This is a genomic window from Aquitalea aquatilis (assembly GCF_005155025.1).
GTDB classification, from domain to species: Bacteria; Pseudomonadota; Gammaproteobacteria; order Burkholderiales; family Chromobacteriaceae; genus Aquitalea; species Aquitalea aquatilis.
On record NZ_CP039731.1, the window covers coordinates 3,561,296 to 3,586,855 of the forward strand.

Genomic DNA, 25,560 nt, shown 5'->3' on the forward strand with positions numbered 1-25,560 from the left:
TGCTGCAGCCATGGCGGGCGCATTATCCCACAATCCCCAGCGAATTATTGCATCGCAGCATGACAAGCAAAAAAGCCACGCAGGGTCATCTGCGTGGCAAGGTCATGGCAGAACCACGACGACCGAAAGGATAAAGAACAAGACAGCTAGAACACGTTGACCAGCACGATGGTGAACACAGCCATCACCAGTCGCGACACGGCATACCCTACGGTATAGCCCAGTGCCGGTACCTTGCTCTGGGCGGCGTCCTGCAATGCGCCCAGCGCGGCGGTGGTGGAACGGGCGCCGGCGCAGGCTCCCAGCAGGATGCCAGGGTGGAACTTGAACACGAAGCGACCCAGCAGCAGGCCGACAATCAGCGGCACCATGGTGACCACGGCTCCGGCAAACAGCAGGGTCAGGCCGTATTGTTGCAGGCCGGAAATGAAGCCCGGTGCGGCATTCAGGCCGATGACCGCGATAAAGCCGTTCAGGCCGACATTATTGAACACCCACAGCGCCGGGCCGGGGATCTTGCCGAAAGTACGCATGGAGGCACGCAGGTAGCCGCAGACAATACCGGCCACGATGGAGCCAACCGAAGTGCCGAAACTGAGCGGAATCCCGGCCACATGCACGGTGATGGCACCCAGAATGCTGCCAGCCACGATGCCGAAGCCCATGAAGGCCATGTCGGAGTTTTCCAGCGGACGGTCGGCATAGCCCAGTTGCTTGGCCACGACGGCCACGTCCTGCTTGGCACCCAGAATGGTCAGCACGTCGCCGCGCTGTACCACTACATCCTGCCCCATCGGCATGTCCAGATCGCCACGACTGAAGCGGGTCAGGAACAGGCCACGGCCCGGTTTGCCGAACAGTTCGGTCGTGATGTCGCCCAGCGTCTTGCCGGCGTATTTGCGACTGGTCACTACCAGGTCGAGCAGCTCGGTGGAGAAGTCCAGCAGCGGCACGTCTTTCACTTCCTTGCCGAAATGGTGCTGGTATTTCAGCAGCGCGGTCAGCGTGCCGGAAATGGCCACCACATCATTGCGCTGGATGCGGGTACTGCCTTCGCAATCGACAATCTTGGCACCCACGGCCTGACGTACGCGGCGGACGAAGATTTCGTGATTGAACATGGCTTCCACTTCGGAAACCGTCTTGTCGAACAGATCAACATTATTCAGCTGGAAAGCACGGGCGGAAAATTCGCGGTAAGCCGTGCTGCCCACGGTATGGCCGCTGCCGTTTTCCTTTTCGTAGGTCTTGCACTCTTCCACCAGATTGAAGCCCAGCACTTTCGGTGCGAAAGAAGCCAGAAACCAGGCCGAACCAGCAGTACCGAAGGGATAGGTCACGGCATAGGCCACCGGCATCAGCGCCATGGCCACTTTCACGCCACCCGGCATCTGGCTGGCCTGATTGAGCAGGTCGGTTGCCACGCCCAGTACGGTGGAATTGGTATAGCCACCGGACAGCAGGCCGGCAGTCAGCGCGGCATCATAGTGCAGCATCTTGCCCAGCAAGATGGCGGTGAACAGGCCGGAGGCACACACCAGCACGGTAAAGAACACCTGCGAGATACCGTCGCTCTTGAGTGCGCGGATGAATTGCGGCCCCACGGCATAGCCGACGGCAAACAGGAACATGGCAAAGAAGGTGGATTGCAGCACAGCCGGAATCACCAGATGCACCTGGCCAATCAAGAGGCCGGCCAGCAAGGTACTGGTGACCACCCCCAGATTGAACTTGCCCATATTGAGGTTACCCACCCAGAAACCGACGGCGATGGTCAGATAGATCGCAATCTCCGGGTATTTCTGCAGGGTATGAATGATGTAGTCCATGATAGACACCTTTGTATTGTCGGCCACCACCAGCCGGTTAGCCGACCCGGCGGTGGCATCAGGCGCTTGTGGCACCTGTCATTTGTTCATGCACCGCCCGTCTGAGCGGTGCAATCTTCCATCAAGAACCGCTAACAAAGCCTCCCGGGCCAAGGCGCGCCGCCGCAGACAGTACAAGTAGTACGGCAAGGCGGCGCAACGCAGGAGCGGGGGTTTTGTTATCGGGTCTCAGTACTGCGGCTTGTACAGCTGAGCCTCAAGCCAGGCGCGGATATCACGCGGACGCTCTACCTGGGCCAGACCGGCATCGAACATGTACTCGGCAATACGGGCGGCCGTGGTCACTTCGGTTTCCAGAATCTGCTCCTGACTGGGGAACAGCATGGCCTTGGCGCGCTGGGTCAGCGTGACCTGGTCGGCAGTGGCGTGGGCGGCCACGATGAAGCATTCGTCGTTCAGGCGGGTCGGGCGGCAGGCATAGGTCGCCAGGCCGATGGCCGGGTAGATGTAGAAGTTGTTGGCCTGGCCCGGACGGTAGGTCTTGCCTTCGTATTCGAAGTCGGGGAACTGCACGCCAGCGGCAAACAGTGCCTTGCCCTTGGACCAGGTGTAGGCTTCCTCGGCGCTGCACTCGGCCTTGTGGGTCGGGTTGGACAGGGCAAAGATGATGGGCTGCTCGTTCAGCTTGCTCATCAGCTCGATCACTTCACGAGTGAAGGCACGCGCCTTGGTGCTCACGCCAATCAATACCGTCGGCTTGAACTCTTCGATGGCCTTGAGGAAATCCTTGCACGGCTTGGCCGGGCGGGCATACAGCTTCTGGGTTTCGGACAGGTCGGTACGCGAATGCTCGATCAGGCCGTTGATGTCGAACAGGGCAACCTGCTTGCGTGCTTCGGCTTCGCTCAGGCCCAGGGTTTGCAGCTCGGCGCAGAACAGCTTGGCAATGCCCAGGCCAGCAGAACCGGCACCCAGGAACATCACACGCTGGTCGGTCAGCTTGCCGCCAGTAATGTTCATGCCGGCAGCGATACCTGCCAGTGCCACACTGGCCGTGCCCTGGATGTCATCGTTGTAGCAGAGGATCTTGTCTTTGTAGCGATCCAGCATGCGGATGGCGTCGGTGCCCTTCCAGTCTTCAAAATGCACGCAGCAATTGGGGAAGACTTCCTGCACGGCCTGAATGAATTCTTCGGTCAGTTCGTCCAGCTCGGCTTCGGAAACCGGGGCTTCGCGGGTGCCCATATAGAAGGGGTCGGCGCGCAGGGTTTCATTGGTGGTGCCGATATCAAACAGCACCGGCAGCAGGCCGGCCGGCGGTACGGCGGCGCAAGCGGTGTACAGCTGCAGCTTGCCAATCGGGATGCCCATGCCATTGGCACCGATATCGCCCAGACCCAGAATGCGGCCACCGGTGGACACACAGATGAAGCGCACGTCTTTTTCCGGCCAGTTGCGCAGCACTTCGGCAATGCGGCCCTTCATGTAGCGGGTGATATACATGCCACGGGCGCGGCGGTAGTTGTTGCCGAAGGTTTCGCAGGCATCAGCCACGGTCGGATCGTACAGCACCGGGATGAAGCGTTTCGGGTCGGACATCACCGTCTTGTAGAACACGGTTTCGTTACGGTCTTCCAGGCCGATCAGGTAGGTGTAGCGTTCCAGATCGTCCGCTTTTTCGTCCAGGTGGGCCATGACGCGCTCTACCTGACGGTCCAGGTTTTCCACTGCATGCGGCAGCAGGCCTTCCAGACCCAGCTGACGGCGCTCTTCCACGCTATAGGCCGTGCCCTTGTTCAGCTTGGGTTCGTGCAACAGCGGCATGCCGCCGTGTTGGCCGTTGGCGCTCAGCTTGTCATTCTTGACGGAAGTGTTCTTTACAGTCATGGCATTCTCCAGTTTGTATCGAAAGGGTGAGTTGAAAGCTTCTCAGCTGCCCTTCTTATCGCAACTAGCGTGCCAGCCTTTTTGTCCTGTAAAAAATTCTTAAGTTATTGATTTTTATGGATTTTTATTTTCACAAAAAACCACGCCGACGTCAGGCCGTACTTTGCCCCGCACGGCGGGTGCGGAAGTCCGTACTTTGTGAGTGGGCTTTGTGCGGGTAGGAAAAATGCTGGTTGGCGGGGCGGAGGAAGGGAAAGAGAGCTTGGCTCGCCATACCCGGCATTGGGGTAAGACCCGCGAAGTTAAGCCCGACATCGCAACACCGCTGTCGCTTAGCAACTATCGAACTGTTTAAACATCAGCTGTCCGCCACGCGGATGATGATTTGCCTGCCACTGCCGCACGGCGGACGGGAAAGGGGTAGCGTCAGGGCGGTCAGGTATACGGATCGGGTGAATGGGGGTGAATGCGTAAAGTTGAACGGCACAAGTTTAAATAGATTACTGACAAGGGGGATTCTGCTAACGACCTTGAGCAGCCATTCTCCGATGTGTCCACAGAATTACCGGAGATCGGCCGAAGTGGACGAACGTGTGACCAATGAAAAATCTCCGCTTTCCTAGAGGAAGCTGACATGAATGCATCTCGTGAATGAGGGATGGTTCACATTGCAATGCGACATGGCAAATATGCTAAACCATAGCAGCACGGAGTTTGCCTTGGCATTGCGCAAGCAGACAGGCCATTCCAGCTGCTCCACGTGCGGCCAACAGGATTTCGGTAAAGGTATGATCTCCTTTGGTCTGCTTGAGAACCTGCTGACGCACTACTTCAATAGCAGGTAGAGGAGCGGTGCTGCGGTCCAAGCGTTATAGTGTGGTTTTCCTCAGCGCTCGTCTTTGCCATGTTTCCCATTCTGCTGCGTATTGCTCTGTTGTGTGGTGTGCTTCTACTTTCGGCCTGTGCTCAGCTGCCGGATGGCGCAAGCCGCCTGGCTCAGTCGCAGCGGTTGCTGCAAGCCAAGGGCTGGCAAGGGCAGTATCTGCAGGCAGGGGACTTCAGTCTGTTCAGTGCCGGCCCGGTCGCGCAGGCAGCAGGCAATCAGCCAATTACGGTTTATCTGGAAGGCGATGGCCTGGCCTGGCTCAATAGCGACACCCCGTCGGATGACCCTACCCCACTGCGCCCCGTAGGCTTACAACTGGCCTTGCAGCAGCCGGATGGCGTGGCCGTCTATCTGGCACGCCCCTGCCAGTATGCGCAGCCCATGCCGCCACAGTGCCAGCAGGCGTGGTGGACCGCTGCCCGCTTTTCCGAGCCGGTGGTGGCCGCGCTGGACCAGGCACTGGACCAACTCAAACTGCAATACGGTGCACGGCAAATCAATATGGTGGGATATTCCGGTGGTGCGGCACTCGCCCTGTTGCTGGCCGAACGGCGCAGCGATGTGCAGCTGCTGATAAGCGTGGCAGGCAATGTGGACCCGGCGGGCTGGATCAGACTGCACGCCCTGTCGCCCTTGCAGGGTTCGCTGGACCCGCTGGCACAGCTTTCTCAGTTACACGCCGGGCATGTATGGCTGTTGAGCGGTGCAGAAGATGAAAACATCCCGCCAGCTCTGGCTGCCGGGGTGGCCGCACACCTGACTGCACACCTGCCGGTAACCCTGCGCACAATGCCAGGGTTCACCCATCCATGCTGCTGGGTAGAGACCTGGCCTGCGCTGTGGCGGGAGGCGGCAACTTTTAAGTAAGTTGTCCATATTGTGCCTCCCATTCAAGCAGATCACCGCTGGGGTTTGATGGAGCATCCTGTGCATCCGATAAAGCTCAGTACAAATAGTTAAAAAGTGACAAGCAAAAACCAAATTTAATATCGAAAATCTTTCATGCTGATATTTTCATATTTCATATCCCGGTGTTACATTTCGTAAGCATGATTACAAAAATTAACCGAAATGAACATTTAAAATGCGGGTGAGATTATGAAGATAAATTTGAAAAAGATTTGCTCTAGTTTGGGTATGGCAGCGGTAGGTAGCATGCTGGCTGTTCCTGCATTTGCTACGCCAACCGGACCAATGCTGTGGACCATCAACGCTAATGATGGAAATTATGGTTCCTACTCTTCCAGTTTGTACGGCACCACTTCGGCAGGTACCAGTTCAACCTTGAGTTGGCAAACGGCAGGTTATTTCTGGTCCGGTACCATTGGTCTGACCAATGCCCAAGGCAAGCTGCTTGCGCTAATTACCACCAGTAGTGACAACTACAGCTTGGTAACCAAAGGTGCAAATGGCTTTAGGGTGGGTAGTAGCTGCACCGCAACGCAGTGCGTTGTGGTCAATCCGGGTACCACCCAATCCTTGCTTGCCGCCGTCAACTCGGCAAACGGAGGTAGTGGTATCAACAGTGCTGTGGGTGACGGTCTATATTTTGTTAGCGCCAGCAACATCTATTCCTTGATTGGCTCTACCAGCCAGTATGTCAGTGCTGTTAACGCCGAACAGAACCTGCCGGGTCAGGGCGCGGCACAAGTACTGGATAACCTGATTGCCAATAATCCCAACAATGCGCTGGCCATCAAAATGGCAGCTGCAGGATCGGGAAGCAATCAATCACAGAGCAGCATCGTTTCCCAAACGCTTCCACTGTTTGTCGGTGCCAGCCAGAACGCCAGTCGCTCTGCACTGAGCGGTATTGGCAACGTGGTAAGCAACCACCAGGCTGCCGTACTGGGCCAGTCCTCTGGTGATACTGTTTTCAGTAACAAAACAGTATGGGCCAAACCCTTTGGTTCCTGGGTTGATCAAAGTGAGCGTGATGGTACTGCAGGCTACAAGGCAGATACCGCAGGTATCGTCTTCGGTGTAGATGCCAAACTGTCGACCTCTAATTTGCTGGGTCTGTCGCTAGCCTATGCCAATGCCAATGTAAGCGGTAAAGACTCTGCATCTGGCAACTCCGCCAAAATTGATGTCTGGAACCTGACGGCTTATGGCAGCCACAAGCTGGACAATGGCGCACTGCTTTCCCTGCAAGTGGGCGCCGGCAAGAACACCACGCATGGTAGCCGCAACATCAGCTTCGATAGCTCTACCGCCAACTCCAGCTACGACAGCACCGTATTTTCCGTGGGTACCGGAATACAGCGCAGCTATCAGCTGACAAGCTCCCTGGCTTTCACACCGGAACTGCGTGCTGATTACAATACCATCCGCGATAGCAGCTACAACGAGAGCGGTGCAGGTGCGCTGAATCTGCAAGTCGATAGCCGTACATCGGAGCAGCTGACCTTCGGTCTGAAGGGCAAGTTTGACTACAACTCGGGGGGTAAAACCACCCTGTTTACGACTGTGGGTGCTGGCTATGACGCAATTCGTGCCAATGCCAATGTCACCTCAGCTTATGCTGGTGCCTCCAATCTCAGCTTTACTACCAGTGGGGCAAAAGCACCCCGTTGGTCAGAACAAGTTGGCGTGGGCGTCAGCCAAAAGCTGAACAGCGGCTGGGAGCTGACTGGCCAGTATGATGTTGAGCGCCGTAATGGTTACCTGAACCAATCTGCGGCCATCAAACTTAGCCTACCTATCTAAATGGATCGCACCCGGTAACTACTTGCCATTGCAGCTAGCTACCGGGCGTCTCTTTTCGTCAGTATTGTTAGTTTGTGCTGCAGCGTCCCTGCTCCTCCACTACGCTCATCCTTGGTCGCTAGTATGTCCGATATCTTGTGTAAATCGGTCGTTACTCCCAGCCATTCTCACGGACCGCTTTGGCCGAGATTGAAACCTTGGCTTCGTATCTAGGCAATGGCCGCACCTGGCCGATAACAGTCATGCTAGCGCATTGGCATGGCAAAATTTCCTGCCCTGTTTCAGATACCGATCTACACGACTATTCGCATCCAGCAACATCGCACCGACTAAACCGCTTCCCGTCAGCGTAAGCCGACACGGACGTGCCGTCCAGGGTGTTAAGCAGTGGCGTGGTCGGGCGGAATTTCGCAGTGCGGCCCGTCGCCTTTTCTTTGGGTTCTTGCTGTTGGCGAAGTATCGCAGCAAAAGAAAGTACCTCGCTGGCGGAGCAAGACCGGCGCAGTTAAATGCAGCGCTACTGGATGACCGCCCACTTGCCGACATGGAACGAGAGCAGATTTTGTATCCGCTCACGCAAAGGATGGTTTCGCTGTCGTCTGGCGCTGAACTACGCTGCTTGACCTGCGGTACGGCAGCGGGTGCTAGGCTGCCCGCCAGACAAAATGCGTAAAGGATTGCTGCCAGTAATCCAGCACCGCCCTCCCCGGCCACTGTGCAGCATCAAACAAGGGCTGGCCCTTGCCATCCCGGCCCTGCTGTAAGGCGGCATGCGTCACGCCTTTGGCCTGCAGGGTGTCCGCCAGCTGAAACAGGCTGTCTGCCGTCATCACGCGCGGGTCCAGCGTGGTGCGGCATTCCAGCGCGGCACCGCTGTCCGACACCATCGCCAGTGCGATATCCAGCGCCTGCCACATCCGCGCCTCGCTGCCGGAGACGCCGCTCACCACATCCACCCCGCCGGGTGCGGCCTTGATATCAAAGCCGATCCAGTCCACCAGTCCGGCCACGGCTGCCAGCCGCTGCGGGTAAATGCCGGCAGTGTGCAGGCCGATGGCCATGCCTAGTTGGCGGGCGTCCTGCATCCACTCGGCCAGCTGCGGGGCCAGCGTGGGTTCGCCGCCGGAAAACACCACGCCATCCAGAAAGCCCACCCGTTGCGCCAGCACAGCACGAACCGCCGGCCAGTCCAGCACACCGGCGCTGCGTGCCTGCAGCGCGGCATTGTGACAATAGCCGCAGCGCCAGGGGCAACCCGCCACAAACACCGTGGCCACCAGCCGCCCCGGCCAGTCGCAGCTGGAAAACGGCTCGATCCCGGCCAGCGGCAGCAGCACCGGGCTGGCCGGGCTGCGCGACTCAGCGATGCAGATGCTGTTCATCAAAATGCAGGCGCTCGGCAAACTCGCCCTGCTTACCCACATTAAAGGCAGAGACCGGGCGGAAATAACCCATGACGCGGGTCCAGACTTCGCAGCGGGTACGCAGGGCCGGGTCCAGCTGTTCTGCCTGTTTGATTTCGGTTTGATGGGACATGTTGTTCTCCTGTGAGGGTTGGGAATCAGGCGCGGCTAACAAAATGGCGTAGCGTCCCTGGGGCAAGGCGCGCCGCCGCAGACAGTACATGCCGTACGGCAAGGCGGCGCAACGCAGCAGCAGGCTTTTTGTTAGCCGCGCCAAGCTTTTCAGCAGCAAGGCACGGTGGCTGCCGTGGAGCGGGAGCGGGCCAGCAGCTCGGCATCGCACTTGGGGCAGAATTCGTGATGGCCATGCAGATAGCCGTGCTGCGGGCACACCGAGAAGGTGGGCGTGACCGTGATATAGGGCAGACGGAAGCGCTGCAGCGAACGGCGCACCAGCTGCTTGCAGGCGGCAGTGGAACTGATGGCTTCGGTCATGTACAGGTGCAGCACGGTGCCGCCGGTGTAGCGGCGTTGCAGCGGTTCCTGATGGCTGAGCGCGGCGAAGGGGTCGTCGGTATGCCCGGCCGGCAGTTGGCTGGAATTGGTGTAGTACGGCTTGTCGGCTGGCCCTGCCTGCAGGATGTCCGGGTAGCGCTTGCGGTCTTCACGGGCAAAGCGGTAGGTGGTGCCTTCGGCCGGGGTGGCTTCCAGGTTGTACAGATGGCCGGTGTCTTCCTGCATCTGCACCATACGGGCGCGGATGTGGTCGAGCAGATCCAGCGCCAGTTGCTGGCCGGCAGCACTGGCAATATCCTCGGCATCGCCGGTGTAATTGCGCACCAGTTCGTTGATGCCGTTTACGCCGATGGTGGAGAAGTGATTGCGCAAGGTGCCCAGATAACGCTTGGTGTAGGGATACAGCCCGTCATCCATCCAGCCCTGTACCCGCTGGCGCTTGATTTCCAGGCTGTCGCAAGCCAGGGCCAGCAGGCGGTCGGTTTCGGCCAGCAGGCCGGCCCAGTCGCCGCGGAAGCGATAGCCCAGCCGTGCACAATTAAGCGTGACCACGCCGAGCGAACCGGTTTGCTCGGCGCTGCCGAACAGTCCATTGCCGCGCTTGAGCAGTTCGCGCAAGTCCAGCTGCAGCCGGCAGCACATGGAGCGCACCATCTGCGGCTCCAGATCGGAATTGAGAAAATTCTGGAAATACGGCAGGCCGTAACGGGCGGTCAGCGCAAACAGTAGCTCGGCATTCGGGCTGTCCCAGTCGAAATCCGGGGTGATGTTGTAGGTGGGAATGGGAAAGGTAAAAGCCCGGCCATGGGCGTCGCCACTGGCCATCACCCGCAGGAAGGCGCGGTTGATCTGGTCCATTTCCGGCTGGCAGTCGCCATAGCAGAACGGCATTTCCTCGCCGGCAATCAGCGGAATCTGGCCAGCCAGGTCGGCCGGGCAGCTCCAGTCGAAGGTGAGATTGGTAAACGGCGTCTGCGTACCCCAGCGCGATGGCACGTTGAGGTTGTAGACAAACTCCTGCAGCGCCTGCTCCACCTGCTCATCGCTCAGGCCATCGCGCCGGATGAAGGGGGCCAGGTAGGTATCCACACTGGAAAACGCCTGCGCCCCGGCCCATTCGTTTTGCAGGGTGCCCAGAAAATTCACCATCTGCCCCAGTGCCGAACTCAGATGACGCGGCGGCGCCGCCTCTACCCGGCCTGGCACGCCATTAAAGCCCTCGTGCAGCAACTGGCGCAGCGACCAGCCGGCGCAGTAGCCGGCCAGCACATCCAGATCGTGCAGGTGAAAATCTGCCTCGCGGTGGGCGGTGGCGACGGCTGCCGGGTAGATGCCATCCAGCCAGTAGTTGGCAGTCAGCTTGCCGGCAGCATTCAGGATCATCCCACCCAGGCTGTAGCCCTGGTTGGCATTGGCAGATACGCGCCAGTCGGCGCGGCTGAGGTATTCGTCCAGCGTGGCAACCGGACTGACCAGAACAGGTTTTTTCATAACAATATGTAGTGCCTTAAATTTTTCAAACACTATATATTGATTTCAGGCTTGCAAAAGTCACAGCTGAAAAAGGCTTGATACGGATCAAGTGCCGCCTCAGCCGGCCAGACAGACCAGGCGGCCGCCCGCTTTGCATGCCGCTGTCGTGTAGGGATTGCCCTACAGGACTACAGCATTTTTCCTGACAGAAAAATCCGCAGCCTCCCGATACCCCTGCTGTCATCCACTTTTTACAATTCAGTCATCACCATTTAAACAGGAGTGGTCATGGCTGAAACGAACGCAAGCGACATCCTGGTCCGCTTCAAGAACGTACAAAAGAGCTACGACGGCGAGACCCTGATCGTGAAGGATCTCAATCTGGACATCCGCAAGGGCGAATTCCTTACCCTGCTGGGTCCGTCCGGCTCCGGCAAGACCACCAGCCTGATGATGCTGGCCGGCTTCGAAACCCCGACCGCCGGCGAGATCATGCTGGGCGAGCGTTCGCTCAACCGCGTACCGCCGCACAAGCGCGACATCGGCATGGTGTTCCAGAACTACGCGCTGTTTCCGCACATGACCGTGGCCGAGAACCTGGCCTTCCCGCTGAAAGTGCGCGGCATGGACAAGACCGATGTCACCGAACGGGTGAAACGCGCCCTGTCCATGGTGCAGCTGGACAAGTTTGCCAACCGCTACCCCGGCCAGATGTCCGGCGGACAGCAACAGCGTGTGGCCCTGGCCCGTGCGCTGGTGTTCGAACCGCAACTGGTACTGATGGACGAACCGCTGGGCGCACTGGACAAGCAGCTGCGCGAACACATGCAGATGGAAATCAAGCATCTGCACGAACGCCTGGGCGTGACCGTGGTGTACGTGACCCACGACCAGAGCGAAGCGCTGACCATGTCCGACCGCGTGGCGGTGTTCCATCAGGGTGAAATCCAGCAGATCGACAGCCCGCAAGGCCTGTACGAGCATCCGCGCAATACCTTTGTTGCCAACTTCATCGGTGAAAACAACCGCCTGCACGGCAAGCTGCTCAGCCGCGATGGCGAGCGCTGTACCGTGGGCCTGGAAAACGGCGAGCGCGTGGAGGCCATGGCCGTGCATGACGCGGCCCCCGGCCAGCCGGTATCGCTGTCCATCCGCCCGGAACGTATCAATCTGAATGTGGCACAGGAGCAGAACCGCTTCTCCGGCCGCGTGCGCGAATTCATCTACCTGGGCGACCACGTGCGCATCCGCATGGAAGCCTGTGGCAACTCCAGTTTCATCGTCAAACAGCCAATCGCCACACTCGACCCCAAGCTGGCAGTGGGCGACGTGATTTCGCTGGGCTGGAATGTAGAACACGTAAGAGCGCTCGATCCCGTCGAACTGGCCGAGTGAGTGCGTGCAAGTGAGTAGCGTGTAGTAGCTGTAGTCTCAAAACAATATGGAGATCTATCAAATGAAGAAATGCATGAAAGCTCTTTCGCTGGCCGTGGTTGCCGCTTGCTGTGCTCAGACTACCCTGGCCGGTGACTTGACCGTGATTTCCTTTGGCGGTGCCAACAAGGCGGCCCAGGAAAAGGCTTACTACGCTCCCTTCACCAAGGCTACCGGCGTCAAGGTAGTGGGCGGCGAATACAACGGCGAAATGGCCAAGGTCAAGGCCATGGTCGACACCAAGAGCGTGTCCTGGGACGTGCTGGAAGTGGAATCCCCGGAGCTGGCTCGCGGTTGCGATGAAGGCATGTTCGAAAAGCTGGACTACAGCAAGATCGGCAACAAGGCCGACTTCGTATCGGGCGCAGCCCAGTCCTGCGGCGTGGGCATCTTTGTATGGTCCACCGTGCTGGCCTACAACGCCGACAAGCTGAAAGTTGGCCCGAGCGGCTGGAAGGATTTCTGGGATGTGAAGAAATTCCCGGGCAAGCGCGGCATGCGCAAGGGTGCCAAGTACACCCTGGAAGTAGCACTGATGGCTGACGGCGTAGCGCCGAAAGACGTGTACAAGGTACTGGCCACCCCGGCTGGTGTGGACCGCGCCTTCAAGAAGCTGGACCAGTTGAAGCCGAACATCCAGTGGTGGGAAGCCGGTGCACAGCCGCCGCAGTATCTGGTATCCGGCGACGTGGTGATGAGCTCGGCCTACAACGGCCGTATCGCCAACACCCAGAAGGAAGGCAAGAACCTGAAGATCGTCTGGGCCGGTGGCATGTATGACTTCGACTCCTGGGCTATCCCGAAGGGCTCGCCGAACAAGGACGCTGCACTGAAGTTCATCGCCTTCGCCAGCAAGCCGGAAAACCAGAAGGTGTACTCGCAGAATATCGCCTACGGCCCGACCAACAAGAAAGCCGTACCGCTGCTGGACCCGAAACTGGTGGCTGATCTGCCGACCGCCCCGCAGAACATCAAGAGCGGCGTAGCCGTGGATGTGGCTTTCTGGGCTGACTTCGGCGAATCGCTGGAACAACGCTTCAACGCCTGGGCTGCCAAATAAGCAGCTGTAACACGCATGACTGCTGCCGGTACTGATGCCGGCAGCAGACCCACCCCCTTAAAAATCATTCATAGTCTGCTGCGCTTCGGCGATGCTGCGTTAAAAACGCCTGCGGAATGCTCATTTACTGCATGTAAACTGCGCTTCCTTAGCCGTTTTCGCCTTGCCTCGCTCTAGCTCGCGAGACTCTGAACCGGTTTTTGGGGTTCATCCCCAGGGGGTTTTACCCCTTACCTGATCCGGAGCCGGAAGAATGACCGCTTCCTCTGCACCCACCACCGCTATCGCAGCCACCCTGCCGGAGGCCGGCCGTTCTCTGAAACAGAAACTGGCCCGCGCCGAGCGCATGAACAAATTCAAGTCCCAGCTGCTGATCCTGCCGCTGGTACTGTTTATCCTGCTGGTGTTTGTGCTACCCATTACCAGCCTGCTATTCAAGAGCGTCAACAACCCGGAAGTGGTTGATGCCATGCCGCACACGGTCAAGGCCATCTCCGGCTGGAGCGGCCGCGCCCTGCCACCGGAAACCGTTTATGCCGCTGCCGCACAGGATATCCAGCAAGCACACGACAACCAGAAGCTGGGTGACCTGGGCAAGCGCCTGAACATGGAAGTGGCCGGCTACCGCAGCCTGCTCAACAAGACTGCCCGCGCCCTGCCGATGGACCCGGCCCCCAAATCCTACAAGGAAGCGCTGACCAATCTGGACGAGCGCTGGGGTGACCCCGCCTACTGGCAGGCCATCCGCCGCAACACCAGCAGCCAGACCCCGTTCTACCTGCTGGCATCGATGGACCACCGTATCGACGATCTAGGTGAAATCAGCCGCTCCTCGCCGGATCAGGCCATTTACCTGGACATCTTCACCCGTACTTTCTGGATGAGCCTGGTGGTCACCGCCATCGCGCTGGCCCTGGCTTACCCGCTGGCCTATCTGCTGGTCAACCTGCCCACCCGCACCAGCAACCTGCTGATGATTCTGGTATTGCTGCCGTTCTGGACCTCGGTCCTGGTACGCGTTGCCGCCTGGATCGTGCTGCTGCAATCGGGCGGTCTGATCAACTCCACCCTGGAATGGCTGGGCCTCATCGATCATCCGCTGCAACTGGTGTTCAACCGCACCGGCGTGTACATCTCCATGGTGCACATCCTGCTGCCCTTCATGATCCTGCCCATCTACAGCGTGATGAAAGGCATCTCCCCCAGCTATATGAAAGCCGCCATCTCGCTGGGCTGTCACCCGTTTGCCAGCTTCTGGCGCGTGTACTTCCCGCAGACCGTGGCCGGCATCAGCGCCGGGGCCTTGCTGGTGTTCATCCTGTCCATCGGCTACTACATCACCCCGGCCTTGCTGGGCAGCCCGAACGACCAGATGGTGAGCTACTTCGTGGCCTTCTACACCAACACCTCGATCAACTGGGGCATGGCAACCGCACTGGGCGGCCTGCTGCTGGCAGCCACCATGATCCTGTACATCGTTTACAACTGGCTGGTGGGCGCCAAGAGCCTGCGCCTGGGCTGATCCTCACCCTTTCCCGGAGACATAAAACATGCTGAACCCGACCATGTCGCCCATCGAAAAGGTGTGGCACTACGTACTGCGCATCACCAGCGGCCTGACCTTGCTCTTCCTGATCATGCCGGTGCTGGTCATCATCCCGCTGTCCTTCAACGAAGGCTCTTTCCTGGTGTACCCGCTGACCGGCTTCTCCTTCCGCTGGTATCAGGACCTGTTCAGCGCACCGGAATGGATCCGCTCGCTGCAGAACAGCATGATCGTGGCCCCGGCCGCCACCGTGCTGGCCATGGTACTGGGTACGCTGGCGTCCATCGGCCTCACCCGTGGTGAATTCCGTGGCAAGGGCATCATCATGTTCCTGCTGATCTCGCCCATGGTGGTGCCGGTGGTGATCGTCGGTGTGGCCAGCTACCTGTTCTTTGCCCCGCTGGGCATGGACAACAGCTATACCACGCTGATCCTGGAACATGCAGCGCTGGGTGTGCCCTTTGTCATCATTACCGTGACGGCCACCCTGCAAGGCTACAACCACAACCTGACCCGCGCTGCGGCCAATCTGGGTGCATCGCCCATCACCACCTTCTTCCGCATCACCTTGCCGCTGATCGCACCGGGGGTGATTTCCGGCGCGCTGTTTGCCTTTGCCACCTCGTTTGACGAAGTGGTGGTGACCCTGTTCCTGGCCGGTCCGGAACAAGCCACCCTGCCACGGCAGATGTTCAGCGGCATCCGCGAAAACCTCAGCCCCACCATTGCAGCGGCGGCTACCCTGCTGATCGGCTTCTCCATCCTGCTGCTGCTGACGCTGGAATGGCTGCGCGGCCGCAGCGAGCGCCTGCGTACCAGCTGAGTCTGACCATTTCCTCATCTGCTCCATCCATTGCAGAGCATTGCAGGCCGGCCCTAACAGGTCGGCCTGATTTTTATCAAGCAATCGCTATTTAATGCCCCGGCAAAACCGCTATGGCTTGTAATCCTCGGCCAGCAGCATACTATTCAGATAGTCTGCGTACATTGCGCCCATTCCTCTGCCCGTTTGTTTATGCGACTTATCTCGGCTTTAAGCCTGATTTTTCTAAGCAACACCCTGTTTGCCGGCCCAGGCATCGACTCTGCCACCTGGGAATACCAGGTCAAGCCGGGGGATTCGCTGTGGTCGTTTGCTGACCAGCACCTGTCTTCACCCGCCTATGTTCCGCGCCTGCAAAGCCTCAACCACATCGCCGATCCCTACCGCCTGACACCGGGCAGCCGTATCAAAGTGCCCTATCCCTGGGTACGGCAGCATCCGTCCAGTGCGCAGATCGAAGAGTTTTCCGGCGAGGTGACAGCGCACGATGCCAAGGGCAAACCGCTGCCCATCAACAAGGAAACGCGCTATCCCAAGGGTGTGCAGTTCCAGACCGGCAACGACGCCATGCTCAAGCTGCGCTTCGAAGACGGCTCCACCCTGCTGCTGAACGCCAACTCCAGCGCCCAGCTGCAAAACGAAATCTACTATCCCAGCACCGGTTCGGCCAAAACCGAAATCAAGCTGGACAAGGGTAATGCCGGCAGCTCGGTGATTCCCAACATCCTGATGCCCAACCGCTACCAGATTCGCACGCCATCGGCCGTCACCACCGTGCGCGGCACCGAATTCCGCGTCAATACCGAGTCCGGCAATTCCACGCTGACCGAAGTGCTGCGCGGCAAGGTCAGCGTCAGCAGCAAGAGCAAGGGCCAGGTTGATGTTCCGGCCGGCTTTGGCACGCTGGCCACCGGCTCGGGCAAGCCCAGCGCACCGGAAGCCCTGCCCGCCGCGCCCGACCTGGACCTGCTGCCCGCAGCCAGCAGCTTCAACCCGCCCCTGCTCAAATGGACCGGCGACCAACAGGCCGTGGCCTACCGCATCAAGCTGCGCGGGCCTGGTGAGCATGGCCGCCTGCTGACTGAGCGCACGGTTGCAGCACCGCAGCTGTTCCCGGCACTGCCGGCCAATGGCGAATACCTGCTATCGGCACGGGCGCGCAACCAGCGCGGACTGGAAGGCTACGACAGCAGCAAAACCTTTATCCTGAACGCCTTCCCGCCGCCGCCCCTGCTGTTTGGCACGGACGGCCCGCAGGAAATCCGCAGCCAGTCGCTGCCGCTGAAGCTACTGGCCAGCCCGCAGCAGCCATTGCAACTGCAACTGTCCCGCAGCAGCGACTTTGCCACCATCAGCCAGAATCTCACACTGCAGGACGGCGACATCACCTTGCAACTGCCGGACAAGGGCCAGTGGTTCTGGCGCGTGGCCCGGCTGGATGGCAAGGGTCAGCCCGGCCCGTACAGCGACGCCCAGCAGGTCGTGGTCAAAGGCCTGTTCTCCAGCATCGGCAACAACACGCCCGCCTTGCTGGGGCGGCATTACCCAGTAAGCGGTGCACGCTACACGCTGAAGCTGGCGGATAATCCGGCCATGCGCAATATCAGCTACCGCGATACCCAGCCGCAACCGGCCTGGTTGCTGGACAAACTGCCACGCGGCCAGTACTTTGCCCAACTCGAAGTCAATGGAGATGATGGATATCACGCGGTGGAAGCGATTGAAAAAATCAACATCCAATGAGCAATCGCATAAAATAAGCGCATGCCATCACCGATAAAACACCGGTCATACCAACTGCTTCCCCTGCTGGCGGGCCTGCTCGGCCTGCTGCTGGCCCTGACTGGTGCCGTGCAGCGGCTGGATTACTGGTTTTATGACGCGTCCCTCAGCCGGCACGTGCTGCACAAGAGTGCCGACGATCCCATCCTGATCGAAGTGGACAACCGCAGCCTGGCCGAGATGGGCAGCTGGCCCTGGCCTCGCGAATTGCACGCCCGCCTGATAGACCAGCTGCAATACGCCAAAGCCGTCGGCCTCGACATTGCCCTGGCGGAAAGCACCCTGGCCAGCAACAAACCCGATCAGTCACTGGCTGCCGCGATCCAACGCAATGGCAAGGTCGTCAGCCCGGTGTTTCCGGAAAGCGCCGGCGACAGCCTCACCGAAACCAGGCCGATACCGCTGCTGGCAGCGGCCTCCAACCGGCTGGGACACACCGACTTCGAGCGCGACAACGACGGCGTCATCCGCCGCACCTATTTGATGGCCGGTCTTGGCACGCCGGACTTTCCCGGCTTTGCCAAGGCAGTGCAGGAGGTCGCGCAAGGCCTGCCCGCCCCGGCGCTGAAACGGCCCTTCCATGCCAGCGACGAATCATGGGTGCGCGACGACGAAGTACTGGTGCCCTTTGGCAACGGTGCCGAACCCTTCGAGCGCATATCGTATATCGACGCCCTGTCCAATGCCGGACGCGAAACGTTCCGCGACCGCATCGTGCTGATCGGGGTCACTGCGGCCGGGCTGGGCGATATGCACACCACGCCGATTTCCGCCAATTCCGCCGGCATGCCCGGCGTGGTGATCAATGCCTATCTGCTGCGCGGCCTGCAGGATGGCAGCCTGGTCCGGCCACTCAGCCTGATACGTCAGGCCTTGCTGACCCTGCTGCTGATCGTGGTGCTGGACTACCTGCTGGCACCATGGGGCCGGCAGCGTACGGTGCTGATGGCCTATCCTGCCGCCGCGCTGCTGGTGGCTGCCGGATCCATGCTGCTGCTGAACCAGGGCCATATCTGGTTCGCCCCGGCCAGTACCATGCTGGTGCTGCTGCTATCCGGCCTGACCCGCTTCATCGCGCGCCAGGCCAGCCTGCAGACGCTGGCCACCACCGACGGGCTGACCCAGCTGGCCAACCGCCGTCATTTTGACGAAGTCTTCATCCCGGCCATCGAGCGCCAGCGTAATGCCCAGCAGCCGCTGGCCTTTGTCCTGCTGGATATTGACCACTTCAAGCTTTACAACGACCAGTACGGTCACTATGCCGGCGATGTGGTACTCAAGCGCGTGGCCCATGTGCTGCGGGAGTCATTCCAGCGCAAGGGCGAGTTGCCGGCCCGGCTGGGCGGCGAAGAGTTCGGCGTACTGATGCCGGGTGCCACCATGCAGGATGCAGTTGATGCAGCCGAAACCTTCCGCCAGCGACTGGAAGACCTCGACCTGCCACATGACGGCAGCCCGCTGCACAAGGTGACCTGCAGCATCGGTGTAGCCGCCCGCATTCCCCAGCCCAGCGACACCGCCCAGCAAATCTACGAAGAGGCCGATGGCGCGCTCTATATCGCCAAACGCTCCGGCCGCAATGTGGTGAGCCCGGCCTCCAGCTAAAAGGTGATGCAGACGGAATGACCATGAAAAAGGCAGCCATCCGGCTGCCTCAGATTATTGACAAACCCCTCTCGCTTTCTGAAAAGAAAGCGAGGCCCCCTTGCAGGGCAAGGGCGGGGGGGATGGGGAGTAAATTGGAAGGCTGCGGAATCAATCACTTAGTCGAGAGGCCCGGCTTTGCCGGGTCCAGTGAAATCGCACCAGTTTACTTTGTCAGCAGCCTAAGGCAGCCATCCGGCTGCCTTTTCTTATCAGTATCAGGGCCGGCAAAGGCTCTTTCTGCATCCACACAGGGTGTGAGCAGGCTCTAGTCTGACGGGCAAAGCACCAACCAATCCTCTTCCCCAACGGCCAGATGACAGGCCAGCCGCCAAGCGGCCGATACATCCGGCCAACTTTCAGCCGCCACCTCGGCCTGACTGATCAGACCCGCACGCAACAATACATTGCGCTCCTTGCGACTGGGCATCACCGGCTGCGCCGGACCCGCGTGACTGATGCGCACCTTGCAGGTGCCGCAAGTGCCCTGCCCGCAGCGCCAGTGCAGCGGCACATCAGCCAGTCTCGCCACATCCAGCAACAGATCGCCGGGCTGGGCCTCCAGTTCGGCCAGCAGGCGCTGCTGCTGATCGACAAATCGCAGCTGCGGCATGATTTAGTGCCCGATAGGCAGCAGGCCGAGCAGATCGCCCGGCTGCACCTGCTGGCCGGCCGCCAGCCGCACCAGCCCGTCGGCCCAGGCGCAGGAGGTCAGCACACCGGAGCCCTGATTGGGATAGCGCTGTAATTGCCATTGGCCATCCTGCTGCACCAGTTTCACCCGCAGGAATTCCTCGCGCCGGCTATCCGGCTTGTCCCAGACAAAACCGGCCGGATACAGCGCGGGCGCAACAGCATCATCAGTCAGCAAACCGGCACAGCGCTGCAGATAGGGTTTGACCAGCACCTGATAAGTGACAAAGCCGGACACCGGATTGCCCGGCAGACCGACAAAGCCCGCCTGGCCCACCCGGCCACTGGCCAGCGGCTTGCCCGGCTTGATGGCTATTTTCCACAAGTCCAGCGAACCCTCGGCCTCGACCGCTGCCTTGACGTGGTCTTCCTCGCCCACCGACACCCCACCGCAAGTCATGATGACATCGGCCAGCGCTGCGGCATCCTGTAGGATTTCCCGGGTGCGGCTGAGTGAATCCGGCACGATGCCCAGATCAGTCACCTCGCAGCCCAGCCGCATCAGCTCCGGCACCAGCCAGTAACGGTTGGAGTTATAGATCTGCCCGGCAGCCAGTGCCTGCCCGGGTTCTACCAGCTCGTCACCAGTAAAGAACACCGCCACCCGCAGCGGACGGAGCACCGTCAGCTCGGCCACGCCGATGGAAGCCGCCAAGCCAAGATGCGCGGCAGTCAGTTGCTGCCCGGCGGACAGCACTTCACTGCCACGGCGGATATCTTCGCCAGCGCGGCGGATATTTTGTCCGGGACGAGGGCTCTGACTGAAGACCACCCGGCCATCCGGCTGTAGCTCGGCCATTTCCTGCATCACCACGGCGTCGGCACCGGCGGGGATGGGTGCACCGGTGAAAATGCGGGCAGCGGTTTTGGCTTGCAGCGGCTGCGGCTGACAACCAGCCGGGATGCGTTGCGACAGCGGCAGCGGCTGGCCGGCATCTGCCGTATTCAGGGCATAGCCGTCCATGGCGCTGTTGTCATGCGGCGGCACATCCAGGCTGGCCACCAGTGGCACCGCCAGAATGCGTCCCAGCGCCTGCAGCAACGGAACAGTTTCAGTAGTGGTAAGCGGCCTGGCGCGCTGTAGCAGCCAGTCGCGGGCTTGATCAACGGTGAGCATCTTGATGTTGTTCCAGCAAGGCAAGAATGAAACGGACAAGGCCGGCGGCATCGTTCCGGGTAAAACAGGGTAGCGCGCAGTGGGGTGCTGCATCCGACACCATGGCCAGCACCTGGGCATCGTGCAGGCAAAGTGGCGCATGGCCCAGCGCCGGATCGTACACTTCCAGCTTGGGAATGGCTTCATGCTTGAAGCCTTCGGCCAGCACCAGATCACAGGGGCGCAAGGCCGCGACATGCGTCGCCAGCGGCGCATCGTTGCCCTGCGGCATGGTTTCCACCAGCAAGCGGCGCTGCGCGCCGGCCAGCAAGACCTGCCGCGCACCGGCCTGGCGGTGCCGCCAGCTGTCCTTGCCCGGCTGATCCCAGTCCACATCGTGGTGAGTGTGCTTGATCACGGCCACATCCACTCCGGCAGCCAGCAGCAGCGGGATGAGCTTTTCCAGCAAGGTGGTCTTGCCGCTGCCGGAATAGCCGGCGATTCCCAGAACATACATGGCGGCGCTACTCGATAAAATGGGGCAGGAGCGCATCATAACATGTGCTCCTGCCCCATTATTCAGCCGGATGACCTAGTTATTCGGTACTCAGGCCACCGCCCGGGCAAAATGTGCCGCCTGCTCCTCGGGCTGCTCGAAGCGCTTCCAGTCGACAATCATCACCTGGCTCAGCCCACAATCCAGCGCCAGTTGCGCCTCGATTTCTTCCAGCACCTGATGACAATGAATACTGCCGTTGATGGCCACTTCGGCACGCCGCATGACAGTATCGTCGGGCGTGACAAACCAGATGCAATAGCGACTCATGCTGCCCCTCCTTCCCGTGAATGCATTTACCTTACCAATATCGACGCAAGCGGCAGCAAACCGCAAGTTTTCGACCACGGCAAAGCCATGACAACCGTGACTAGGGATGGAAAACACCACAAACCACCCGAGCTGACCTTGCCCTTGGCTACCCGGCAGACTAAGGCCGGGTAGCCAAGGACCGGGTGCTAGGCCCCCAGCAGATTACCCTTGCCCAGAGGGCTGGTGCCGGCAATCTTGGCCACCGTGCCACCACGGGTGACATAGGGATGGCGGGCAAACACATAAAACACCCCGGCCGTGCCGGCCCTCAGCGTGGTGGTGGAGCCGCTGATGGGGTCGATCACATCGGCAATGGCATCACCCGCCTGCACCACGCTACCCAGCTCGGCCAGGCTGACAATCACCCCGGCATGCGGCGCAATCAGGGTTTCCGAGCCTTCCAGCGGCGTCGCCGGGTGCGGCAGTGCCGGAGCGGGCAGCGCTTCGCCACGGATCACGCCGCAGCCGGTCAGGTAATGCAGAATGGCCTGACTGTCCTGCCCAGCCAGGGCATGACTGACATCGCCCTCCCCGCGCAGCTCCACCGTCACGGCCACGCTATCGAAAGGTACGGGGAATTGCGGCAAGGCGGCGCGGATCTTGGCCCAGGGCAGAAAGATGGCTTCGTCGAAGGGCATCACACCATAGGCATCAGCCAGCAAGGACGCCCCGCATTGCAGGTGGGCGGCCAGCGCCTCCACCAGCGGCCAGTGTTCGCTATGCGCGTAGACATGCACCGGGCCGGCAAAGTCACAGTGCAAATCCAGCACCAGATCGGCATCGATAGCCAGCAGATGCAGGGTCTGGCGCAGGCTTTGCAGCTCGGTATTGACCGGCTCGGCGGCGATGGCTGCGCGCAGCGCCTGGCGGATGATGTCGCGGTTGGCATCCGCATCCTGGGTCAGCTGCTGGCTCAGTTGCGGAATGACCCGCGCTGACGGTTCGCTGTACAGGCGGTTGAAGTTCTCTCCGCTTTCCAGATCGAAACGGCCTTGCGGCTGGTAATGCAGCTGCTGGGCCAGGCCGATGGGATTGGCCACCGGCACCAGCACGATCTCGGCCTGCAACAAGCCCTGCTGTTCCAGCGCGGCAAACTGCTGACGCAGCTTGTGCGCCACCAGCATGCCGGGAATCTCACCCGCATGCAGGCTGGCCTGGATATACACCTTGCGCGGCCAGCTACCCGTTCCGGCCGTTCCGAAATGAAAGCTGGTAATGCTGCGCTGGGTGCCCAGGCTGGGCGACAGCAGCGGGTGGATTTCCGTACGCATGAATGACTCCTGGTAATGTGCGATGCTGGCAGTGTTACTTCAGGCTGCCGGACAAAAATTGCTGCAGCCGTTCGCTTTTGGGCTGGCTGAGCACCTGGGCCGGGTGGCCCTCTTCCTCGATCCGCCCCTGATGCAGGAAGATGACATGGTTGGACACATTGCGGGCAAAGCCCATCTCATGTGTCACCACCACCATGGTACGGCCTTCTTCAGCCAGTGCCTGCATCACCCGCAACACTTCGCCCACCAGCTCCGGGTCCAGCGCCGAGGTAGGTTCGTCAAACAGCATCACCTCCGGCTCCATCGCCAGCGCCCGGGCAATGGCCACCCGCTGCTGCTGGCCACCGGACAGATGCGCCGGGTATTTGTTTTCCTGCTGTTCGGTCAGCCCCACCTTGGCCAGGTATTTGCGTGCACGCTGCAAGGCTTCATCGCGGCTCAGGCCCAGCACGTGCATGGGCGCTTCCATGATGTTTTCCAGCACCGTCATGTGTGACCACAGATTGAAATGCTGGAACACCATGGATAGCTCGGTGCGCATTTTCTGCAATTGTTTCGGATCGCGCGCGCGCTGGCTACCCTTCTTGTCCAGCACCGTCTGCAGCAGTTCACCGTTCAGGCTGATCTCGCCGGCGCAGGGCTGCTCCAGAAAGTTGATGCAGCGCAGGAAGGTGCTCTTGCCCGAACCGGACGAACCGATGATGCTGATCACGTCGCCGGCCTTGGCCTTGAGCGAAACGCCCTTGAGCACTTCGTGCTGGCCATATTTCTTGTGCAGGCCGTTTACAGTCAATTTGTACATGGCAATCTTTCGGAATCCGTATCAATGGCCCATGGGGCGCAAAAAAGCCAGCCAGCGGTTTTCACACAGGCGGAACAGCCCTACCAGGGCAAAGGCGATGCAGGCATACAGCACGGCAGCGATGCCGAAGGCTTCGAAGGAAGCGTAAGTTGCCGCATTGACATCACGCGCCACCTTGAGAATATCCGGCACGGTGGCGGTAAAGGCCACGGTGGTGGCGTGCAGCATCAGGATGACTTCATTGCTGTAGTAAGGCAGCGCCCGGCGCAGCATGGCGGGAATGATGATGCGGGTGTACTTGACCCAGGGCGACATGCCCAGCGCCCGTGCCGCTTCGATTTCGCCATAGGGAATGGCACGGATGGCACCAGCAAAGATCTCGGTGGTATAGGCGCAGGTGTTGAGGGCAAAGGCCAGGATGGTGCAGTTGAGCCCCTCGCGGAAAAAGTGCTCCAGCAGGTCGACCGAGCGCACCACATGCAGGCTGTACACCCCCGAGTAAAAGATCAGCAGCTGGATGTACAAGGGCGTGCCGCGAAACACATAGGTGTAGAACCACACCGGCCCGCTAATCCAGCGCCGCGACGACACCCGTGCCACCGCCAGCGGGATGGACAGGCAGAAGCCACAGGCTACCGAGGCGATCAGCAGCCACAAGGTCATGGCCACGCCGGAGACATGGTAGCCGTCGTTCCACAGCCAGGCCTGCCAGTAATTCTGGATGATTTCGATCATAGAACCGCCTTGCGCACGCCGGCCGAGTAGTGGTTTTCCAGCCAGATCAGCACCAGATTGGAAACGGTGGTGATCAGCAGATACATCAGCGCCCCCACCACGGCAAACAGGAACATCTGCATGGTAGCCTTGCCGGCGTCCTGGGTGGCCTTGACGATGTCGGCCAGCCCGATGATGGAGACCAGCGCAGTAGCCTTGATCAGCACCTGCCAGTTATTGGCAATGCCCGGCAGGGCAAAGCGCATCATCTGCGGAAACAACACCCGGCGAAAGCTCTGCCACGGCGTCATGCCATAGGCGATGGCCGCTTCGATCTGCCCTGCCGGCACCGACAAAAAGGCACCGCGAAAGGTTTCGGTGAAATAAGCACCGTAGATAAAGGCCAGGGTCACCACGCCAGCCAGAAAAGGATCGATGTCGATCTGCTCCATGCCCAGCGCCTCGGTGCACTGGTTCAGCCCCAGTTGCAGGCTGTAGAACAACAGCAACATCAGCACCAGATCAGGCACGCTGCGAATCAAGGTGGTGTAGGCGGTAGCCCAGCCGCGCAGCAAGCTGGCCTTGGCCAGCCTGGAGCTGGCACCGGCCAGACCAATCAGCATGGACAGAATCAGCGATAACAGCGACAGCTTCAGCGTCACCCAGGTACCCGCCAGAATGAGCGGGCAAAATCCGGACAGGAACATGGCTATCTCCTGACGGGACGACAAGTTGAACGGTAGGGATGGCGCGCGGCAGCAGGTGCCGCTGCCGGCCAGAGCGGGCAGACGGAAGGCAGTTTCATGACATTTCTCCTGGTAGAGGGTAGAGCGACATGGCGGTCGTCCTTGGTGGACGATTCTCAGCCTGTCGCGCCCGGCGATGGCAGCCGCTGGCGGCAGCGCATCTGTCACGATCCTAATCAAGCCTTATTGTATATACAATCATTTTTTCATGTGCATGTGCAGCATGCAATTTTCCGCATCACGACAATAATCAAGACCAACAACTGTATGAAACAAGCCAATAAAACCAGGCAGATTATTGTTTTTAATGGGAAATAATCACCATCAATAGCAAGTTGGCGATTAGGCCGTGGCTCCACAATCACGTTCATCAGCCTT

22 protein-coding genes are annotated in these 25,560 nt (G+C 60.0%); 9 read left to right on the forward strand and 13 right to left on the reverse strand.

Going from position 1 to position 25,560, the window contains the following annotated elements; all coding sequences use genetic code 11:
- Nucleotides 1-146: 146 nt before the first annotated feature.
- Both aspT and FAZ30_RS16655 read right to left on the reverse strand, forming a co-directional pair.
- On the reverse strand, nt 147-1,829 hold the full coding sequence (gene aspT / locus FAZ30_RS16650) for an aspartate-alanine antiporter (RefSeq protein ID WP_124644956.1): 1,683 nt from the start codon (nt 1,827-1,829) through the stop codon (nt 147-149).
- A 228-nt stretch (nt 1,830-2,057) separates the two neighbouring features.
- The gene (locus tag FAZ30_RS16655) at nt 2,058-3,716 is read right to left on the reverse strand and encodes an NAD-dependent malic enzyme (protein WP_124644955.1); all 1,659 of its coding nucleotides are present in this window, start codon (nt 3,714-3,716) and stop codon (nt 2,058-2,060) included.
- Nucleotides 3,717-4,620: 904 nt separating this feature from the next.
- Between FAZ30_RS16655 and FAZ30_RS16660 the strand changes: the two genes are divergently transcribed.
- Together FAZ30_RS16660 and FAZ30_RS16665 are read left to right on the forward strand one after the other, a co-directional pair.
- Nucleotides 4,621-5,469, forward strand: coding sequence for an alpha/beta hydrolase (locus FAZ30_RS16660; RefSeq protein ID WP_124644954.1), 849 nt, complete (start codon nt 4,621-4,623; stop codon nt 5,467-5,469).
- 243 nt (nt 5,470-5,712) lie between these two features.
- Nucleotides 5,713-7,311, forward strand: coding sequence for an autotransporter family protein (locus FAZ30_RS16665; RefSeq protein ID WP_168190871.1), 1,599 nt, complete (start codon nt 5,713-5,715; stop codon nt 7,309-7,311).
- 644 nt (nt 7,312-7,955) lie between these two features.
- On the opposite strand, the gene FAZ30_RS16670 is transcribed toward FAZ30_RS16665, so the two are convergent.
- From FAZ30_RS16670 to FAZ30_RS16680, 3 genes are all read right to left on the reverse strand, one after another.
- A complete protein-coding gene (locus FAZ30_RS16670) occupies nt 7,956-8,693 on the reverse strand; it encodes an anaerobic ribonucleoside-triphosphate reductase activating protein (protein WP_158613633.1) in 738 nt (245 codons plus the stop codon).
- Nucleotides 8,671-8,847, reverse strand: coding sequence for an anaerobic ribonucleoside-triphosphate reductase (gene nrdD / locus FAZ30_RS16675; RefSeq protein ID WP_124644951.1), 177 nt, complete (start codon nt 8,845-8,847; stop codon nt 8,671-8,673). The genes FAZ30_RS16670 and nrdD overlap by 23 nt, the downstream gene beginning before the upstream one ends.
- A gap of 149 nt (nt 8,848-8,996) precedes the next feature.
- Nucleotides 8,997-10,754 (reverse strand): ribonucleoside triphosphate reductase, encoded by a 1,758-nt coding sequence (locus FAZ30_RS16680; protein ID WP_281279210.1) that lies wholly within the window; start codon nt 10,752-10,754, stop codon nt 8,997-8,999.
- 237 nt (nt 10,755-10,991) lie between these two features.
- Between FAZ30_RS16680 and FAZ30_RS16685 the strand changes: the two genes are divergently transcribed.
- The 6 genes from FAZ30_RS16685 to FAZ30_RS16710 all read left to right on the forward strand — a co-directional run bounded on the left by FAZ30_RS16685 (nt 10,992) and on the right by FAZ30_RS16710 (nt 18,953).
- Nucleotides 10,992-12,098, forward strand: coding sequence for an ABC transporter ATP-binding protein (locus FAZ30_RS16685; protein ID WP_124644949.1), 1,107 nt, complete (start codon nt 10,992-10,994; stop codon nt 12,096-12,098).
- A 73-nt stretch (nt 12,099-12,171) separates the two neighbouring features.
- Nucleotides 12,172-13,197: a polyamine ABC transporter substrate-binding protein gene (locus FAZ30_RS16690; protein ID WP_233578612.1), complete on the forward strand. Its 1,026-nt coding sequence runs from the start codon at nt 12,172-12,174 to the stop codon at nt 13,195-13,197.
- A 253-nt stretch (nt 13,198-13,450) separates the two neighbouring features.
- Nucleotides 13,451-14,719 carry an ABC transporter permease gene (locus FAZ30_RS16695; RefSeq protein ID WP_124644947.1) on the forward strand — a complete coding sequence of 423 codons (1,269 nt, stop codon included), beginning with the start codon at nt 13,451-13,453 and terminating at the stop codon, nt 14,717-14,719.
- A 28-nt stretch (nt 14,720-14,747) separates the two neighbouring features.
- The gene (locus FAZ30_RS16700; RefSeq protein WP_103524522.1) at nt 14,748-15,566 is read left to right on the forward strand and encodes an ABC transporter permease; all 819 of its coding nucleotides are present in this window, start codon (nt 14,748-14,750) and stop codon (nt 15,564-15,566) included.
- Nucleotides 15,567-15,758: 192 nt separating this feature from the next.
- Nucleotides 15,759-17,309 (forward strand): FecR family protein, encoded by a 1,551-nt coding sequence (locus tag FAZ30_RS16705; RefSeq protein WP_124644946.1) that lies wholly within the window; start codon nt 15,759-15,761, stop codon nt 17,307-17,309.
- Between the two features lie 21 nt (nt 17,310-17,330).
- On the forward strand, nt 17,331-18,953 hold the full coding sequence (locus FAZ30_RS16710) for a CHASE2 domain-containing protein (protein ID WP_124644945.1): 1,623 nt from the start codon (nt 17,331-17,333) through the stop codon (nt 18,951-18,953).
- Between the two features lie 307 nt (nt 18,954-19,260).
- On the opposite strand, the gene FAZ30_RS16715 is transcribed toward FAZ30_RS16710, so the two are convergent.
- The 8 genes from FAZ30_RS16715 to FAZ30_RS16750 all read right to left on the reverse strand — a co-directional run bounded on the left by FAZ30_RS16715 (nt 19,261) and on the right by FAZ30_RS16750 (nt 25,143).
- Complete coding sequence (locus FAZ30_RS16715; protein WP_124644017.1) at nt 19,261-19,605, reverse strand: 2Fe-2S iron-sulfur cluster-binding protein; 345 nt, start codon at nt 19,603-19,605, stop codon at nt 19,261-19,263.
- 3 nt (nt 19,606-19,608) lie between these two features.
- Nucleotides 19,609-20,802: a molybdopterin molybdotransferase MoeA gene (locus FAZ30_RS16720; RefSeq protein ID WP_124644016.1), complete on the reverse strand. Its 1,194-nt coding sequence runs from the start codon at nt 20,800-20,802 to the stop codon at nt 19,609-19,611.
- Nucleotides 20,789-21,298, reverse strand: coding sequence for a molybdopterin-guanine dinucleotide biosynthesis protein B (mobB, locus tag FAZ30_RS16725; protein WP_124644015.1), 510 nt, complete (start codon nt 21,296-21,298; stop codon nt 20,789-20,791). The genes FAZ30_RS16720 and mobB overlap by 14 nt, the downstream gene beginning before the upstream one ends.
- Before the next feature lie 90 nt (nt 21,299-21,388).
- Nucleotides 21,389-21,607, reverse strand: coding sequence for a hypothetical protein (locus FAZ30_RS16730; RefSeq protein ID WP_124644014.1), 219 nt, complete (start codon nt 21,605-21,607; stop codon nt 21,389-21,391).
- A 188-nt stretch (nt 21,608-21,795) separates the two neighbouring features.
- Nucleotides 21,796-22,920, reverse strand: coding sequence for a succinylglutamate desuccinylase/aspartoacylase family protein (locus tag FAZ30_RS16735; protein WP_124644013.1), 1,125 nt, complete (start codon nt 22,918-22,920; stop codon nt 21,796-21,798).
- 34 nt (nt 22,921-22,954) lie between these two features.
- On the reverse strand, nt 22,955-23,722 hold the full coding sequence (locus tag FAZ30_RS16740) for an ABC transporter ATP-binding protein (protein WP_124644012.1): 768 nt from the start codon (nt 23,720-23,722) through the stop codon (nt 22,955-22,957).
- A gap of 21 nt (nt 23,723-23,743) precedes the next feature.
- A complete protein-coding gene (locus tag FAZ30_RS16745; protein ID WP_124644011.1) occupies nt 23,744-24,457 on the reverse strand; it encodes an ABC transporter permease in 714 nt (237 codons plus the stop codon).
- Entirely contained in the window at nt 24,454-25,143 is a 690-nt protein-coding gene (locus FAZ30_RS16750; protein ID WP_137009896.1) for an ABC transporter permease, read from the reverse strand. Before FAZ30_RS16750 ends, FAZ30_RS16745 begins: the two co-directional genes overlap by 4 nt.
- Nucleotides 25,144-25,239: 96 nt before the next feature.
- Here FAZ30_RS16750 and FAZ30_RS16755 point away from each other — a divergent pair, with 96 nt between their 5' ends.
- Nucleotides 25,240-25,500, forward strand: coding sequence for a hypothetical protein (locus FAZ30_RS16755; RefSeq protein ID WP_137009897.1), 261 nt, complete (start codon nt 25,240-25,242; stop codon nt 25,498-25,500).
- Nucleotides 25,501-25,560 lie beyond the last annotated feature (60 nt).

What these genes read in the sequence shown, in the direction of transcription:
- FAZ30_RS16735 (WP_124644013.1), bottom strand. Translation starts at nt 22,920, where the DNA reads ATGCGTACGGAAATCCACCCGCTGCTGTCGCCCAGCCTGGGCACCCAG.
- FAZ30_RS16685 (WP_124644949.1), top strand. Translation starts at nt 10,992, where the DNA reads ATGGCTGAAACGAACGCAAGCGACATCCTGGTCCGCTTCAAGAACGTA.
- FAZ30_RS16740 (WP_124644012.1), bottom strand. Translation starts at nt 23,722, where the DNA reads ATGTACAAATTGACTGTAAACGGCCTGCACAAGAAATATGGCCAGCAC.
- FAZ30_RS16655 (WP_124644955.1), bottom strand. Translation starts at nt 3,716, where the DNA reads ATGACTGTAAAGAACACTTCCGTCAAGAATGACAAGCTGAGCGCCAAC.
- FAZ30_RS16710 (WP_124644945.1), top strand. Translation starts at nt 17,331, where the DNA reads ATGCCATCACCGATAAAACACCGGTCATACCAACTGCTTCCCCTGCTG.
- FAZ30_RS16660 (WP_124644954.1), top strand. Translation starts at nt 4,621, where the DNA reads ATGTTTCCCATTCTGCTGCGTATTGCTCTGTTGTGTGGTGTGCTTCTA.
- FAZ30_RS16670 (WP_158613633.1), bottom strand. Translation starts at nt 8,693, where the DNA reads ATGAACAGCATCTGCATCGCTGAGTCGCGCAGCCCGGCCAGCCCGGTG.
- nrdD (WP_124644951.1), bottom strand. Translation starts at nt 8,847, where the DNA reads ATGTCCCATCAAACCGAAATCAAACAGGCAGAACAGCTGGACCCGGCC.
- FAZ30_RS16745 (WP_124644011.1), bottom strand. Translation starts at nt 24,457, where the DNA reads ATGATCGAAATCATCCAGAATTACTGGCAGGCCTGGCTGTGGAACGAC.
- FAZ30_RS16730 (WP_124644014.1), bottom strand. Translation starts at nt 21,607, where the DNA reads ATGAGTCGCTATTGCATCTGGTTTGTCACGCCCGACGATACTGTCATG.
- FAZ30_RS16715 (WP_124644017.1), bottom strand. Translation starts at nt 19,605, where the DNA reads ATGCCGCAGCTGCGATTTGTCGATCAGCAGCAGCGCCTGCTGGCCGAA.
- mobB (WP_124644015.1), bottom strand. Translation starts at nt 21,298, where the DNA reads ATGTATGTTCTGGGAATCGCCGGCTATTCCGGCAGCGGCAAGACCACC.
- FAZ30_RS16700 (WP_103524522.1), top strand. Translation starts at nt 14,748, where the DNA reads ATGCTGAACCCGACCATGTCGCCCATCGAAAAGGTGTGGCACTACGTA.
- FAZ30_RS16705 (WP_124644946.1), top strand. Translation starts at nt 15,759, where the DNA reads ATGCGACTTATCTCGGCTTTAAGCCTGATTTTTCTAAGCAACACCCTG.
- FAZ30_RS16750 (WP_137009896.1), bottom strand. Translation starts at nt 25,143, where the DNA reads ATGTTCCTGTCCGGATTTTGCCCGCTCATTCTGGCGGGTACCTGGGTG.
- FAZ30_RS16695 (WP_124644947.1), top strand. Translation starts at nt 13,451, where the DNA reads ATGACCGCTTCCTCTGCACCCACCACCGCTATCGCAGCCACCCTGCCG.
- FAZ30_RS16690 (WP_233578612.1), top strand. Translation starts at nt 12,172, where the DNA reads ATGAAAGCTCTTTCGCTGGCCGTGGTTGCCGCTTGCTGTGCTCAGACT.
- FAZ30_RS16755 (WP_137009897.1), top strand. Translation starts at nt 25,240, where the DNA reads ATGACATTTCTCCTGGTAGAGGGTAGAGCGACATGGCGGTCGTCCTTG.
- FAZ30_RS16720 (WP_124644016.1), bottom strand. Translation starts at nt 20,802, where the DNA reads ATGCTCACCGTTGATCAAGCCCGCGACTGGCTGCTACAGCGCGCCAGG.
- aspT (WP_124644956.1), bottom strand. Translation starts at nt 1,829, where the DNA reads ATGGACTACATCATTCATACCCTGCAGAAATACCCGGAGATTGCGATC.